The sequence below is a fragment of the Chamaesiphon sp. VAR_48_metabat_403 genome, from assembly GCF_031422475.1.
Lineage (GTDB): Bacteria > Cyanobacteriota > Cyanobacteriia > Cyanobacteriales > Chamaesiphonaceae > Chamaesiphon.
In genome coordinates this window covers 1-3,324 of the sequence record NZ_JANPLS010000282.1, presented here as the reverse complement: position 1 = coordinate 3,324, position 3,324 = coordinate 1, and the positions used below count along the sequence as shown (strand labels likewise).

Below are 3,324 nucleotides of genomic sequence, written 5' to 3'. Positions count from 1 at the left end.
GTATAGAATCCAGATTCGATCGACCTGTCCTAGAATCTGCCAAAACTGCTGGACATATGCGCCAATCGTAGGCAGCATATATCCTCTTGGTCGAAACGGATGGGATTACCAATCTCTTGGGGCATCGTCCAGATCGAAACTTCGATCGAGTGAGTTTTATGCGAGGTCAAACAATAAGATTTCAGCAATGGCATCGGTCGTCAGTTCTAGCCGTTCTGGACTGTTGATTTGCACGCCATCGCCTGCTCGCAATGATTCGCCATTGAGCGTCACGATCCCCCGTGCTACTTGAATCCAGGCAAAGCGATCGCTCCCCATTTCAAAAGTAATCCGCTCGCCCGATGACAGAACTGAAACATAAAGGTCAATATCTTGATGAATTAGGACAGAACCTTCTCGCCCGTCTTTTGAAGCCACGAGCCGCAGTTTGCCTTGCTTTTCTGCTAGGGGAAAATTGCGCTGGTCGTAGCGAGGGGTGATGTTTTGTCGATCGGGCAGCATCCAAATTTGCAATAAGTGGACGGGTTCAGTATCCGAATTATTAAATTCACTGTGTTGAATACCAGTACCTGCACTCATGATTTGGACATCACCTGGGCGAATCACCGAGCCAGTCCCCAGCGTATCTTTGTGCGCCACTTCTCCCTCTAAAACATAAGTGAGAATTTCCATATCCCGATGTCCGTGCATCCCGAATCCTGCACCAGGAATCACGCGATCGTCGTTAATGACTCGCAGCGAACGAAATCCCATCCGATTGGGATCTTGAAAGTCACCAAATGAAAACGTATGGTAGCTATCTAGCCAGCCATTTTGAATATGTCCTCGGAAATTGCGGTCGTGAATTGTGTGGATAGTTGTAGTAATCATTTAATTACCTCTGATGTGAGTGAATTTAGTAACTCTATAAAAGGCCACTGGTACAGCAGTGAAAAAGGGAATCAGTTAATCTCCCTTTTTCCATCTCGACGCGCTCCTATTGGGATGGTCAGTCCTTGAGAAACGACAGCAGATCGGCATTGAGGAGATCTTTATGGGTGTCAGGCAATCCGTGAGGTGCGCCGGGATAGATTTTTAGGGTGGCATTTTTCACGAGTTTCGCGGCAGCGATCGCAGCGGCTGTAATTGGCACAACCTGGTCATCGTCGCCATGAACGATTAGTGTTGGCACGTCAATTTTTTTGAGATCCTCCGTGAAGTCGGTTTCAGAGAAAGCTTTGATGCAATCAAATGTGTTCTTGTGTCCCGCCTGCATCCCCTGGAACCAGAACGAGTCTATCGCGCCCTGCGAGATTTTTGCACCCGGACGGTTGAAGCCAAAGAACGGCCCACTGGCAATGTCCTGATAGAGCTGCGCTCGATTCGCGAGAGAACCCGTACGAATTCCATCAAACACCTCGATTGGCAGTCCGTCGGGATTGCGCTCTGTCTTGAGCATCAGTGGTGGAACGGCAGAGATTAGTGCGGCTTTGGCGACTCGTGCTGCGCCGTGGCGACCGATATAGCGTGCTACTTCACCGCCGCCAGTGGAGTGTCCGATTAGTGTGGCGTTATTGAGGTCGAGATGCTCGAGGAGTTCCGCTAGATCGTCAGCATAGGTGTCCATGTCATTGCCATTCCAAGGTTGGCTCGACCGTCCATGTCCGCGACGGTCATGTGCGATGCAGCGGTAGCCGCGATCGGCGAGGAACAACATCTGCGATTCCCAAGCATCCGCACTCAAGGGCCAACCGTGGCTAAAAACAATCGGCTGTCCCGCACCCCAATCTTTGTAGTAAATCTGTGTACCGTCTTTAGTTGCGATCGTACTCATGTTGTGACTCCTAGTATATATTGGGCTAAAAGTTTCTCAGTCTGGGTTTAGTTCGGATTCTCTGTTTATTTTAGTTAATGAATAATTAATTAATGACAGTTTTTTTTGCCATACATTCAGTTTGCAAGATTCATCGAAATTTGACCACTCAAGATCCACCAGTTAAGCTTTAAAATAATTATTTATAATTAAAACTTTGTTATTTGCAGGTGCCAACCCGATCGAGCGTTTGAAGTCGGGCATTGGGGATAATTTCCGAGCATAAATTGTCATCGCGGTTTGCTTCAACAGCTAGCCAAGCCACTACATTCCGCACGTAAGCGTGAATATCCGCCAGGGCAGATGGTTCTGTTTGCATCCCGTCTCCCGCTAGTTCGGTCACGAAGCTCGGACATCCCTGCGCGACACTCCAGTTGTAGTCGGCAAAGTGGTGAAAGGTTGATTGAGCGATAACTCGTCCGGTTTCGCCATCTGGCTCAAGTACAACCACCAAATTGAACGAGCGTCCGGTGATACCACTGGTACCAGTGGCAATCGCCCGTGCCTTACTTCCGGCTGGAACGCCGACGGCTCCTTCGTGCGGGTGGGCTGGAAACAACTCGATCGCGCCAGAGGGCGAAGCAGGATTGCGGAACAGCGGATGAATTGGCTCGACTGGAGTAATCCGCTGATAATCGCCATTGCGCCCTGAATGATAGTTGGGCCAAGAAATCGTGGGGGTGCCCGTATCATCGATGCAATGCTGCGATGGATCTGGATCGAGATGTCTGGATTGGAAAAAGTGGAGTGCCCCAATCTCACCCAAGCCGCACAAACTGATGCCCAGATCCTGATGGTCGCGGGTGGTTAAAATGCCCCCGCCACTGCGGTGAAAGGCAGTAATACCCGCACAATCGTTGCTACTGAGTCCGTCACCCGTATCTAAGGCAAACAACCATAGCTCGTCGAAATCGGCATCACCTAAAGTACTCAAGATCGGGTCGTCACCGTTGGCATTGAGTTGACGATCGCGTGCTACTACATCGCAAGCCGGATTGCCATCATCATCTGTGAGTGAAACGAGGTAATCACGCAACATCGACAGCCGATCGATCCCCCAATCGTCATTAATAGAGGGCACTGTAGTCTGTAACAAGATCCGAATTGGTTTTGACATAAAACTACTCCCAATCTGAGGGTTAAGTGCCTGGGTTCCCTGAACCACGAGATACCAGGCGGAGATTATCTTCTTCTAACTTGTCCGATTAAATTGGAGCTTCTGGCCATTCCTCCACTAGCTTTTGAGCCGTATAAGCAGCCCAAGTTTGCTGAGATTGCTCTGCTTGATACCGATCGTAACTCTGGCTAAGAAATTGGCTCAGTCGTTCTCCTGAGATTGCTCTGTTTAGTACTTTTGCTATGCCTCGATCGAGCGCATCGTTTGCATACCAAATTGCCCAATCCCGATCGTAAATTCCATTCAAAATTGTTTGTTCAAACTGACCATGTGCTTGTTCAGTTTGACTCACTAG

At 49.2% G+C, this 3,324-nt stretch carries 4 protein-coding genes; all 4 read right to left on the bottom strand.

The window, feature by feature from the left end:
- Positions 1-156 precede the first annotated feature (156 nt).
- Positions 157-870, bottom strand: coding sequence for a pirin family protein (locus RMO79_RS13385; RefSeq protein ID WP_310483660.1), 714 nt, complete (start codon positions 868-870; stop codon positions 157-159).
- Between the two features lie 118 nt (positions 871-988).
- Positions 989-1,813: an alpha/beta hydrolase gene (locus tag RMO79_RS13380; RefSeq protein ID WP_310483659.1), complete on the bottom strand. Its 825-nt coding sequence runs from the start codon at positions 1,811-1,813 to the stop codon at positions 989-991.
- A 199-nt stretch (positions 1,814-2,012) separates the two neighbouring features.
- Positions 2,013-2,969 carry a hypothetical protein gene (locus tag RMO79_RS13375; protein ID WP_310483658.1) on the bottom strand — a complete coding sequence of 319 codons (957 nt, stop codon included), beginning with the start codon at positions 2,967-2,969 and terminating at the stop codon, positions 2,013-2,015.
- Positions 2,970-3,057: 88 nt separating this feature from the next.
- The coding region (locus RMO79_RS13370; protein WP_310483657.1) for a hypothetical protein at positions 3,058-3,324 on the bottom strand (267 nt) is incomplete at its 5' end.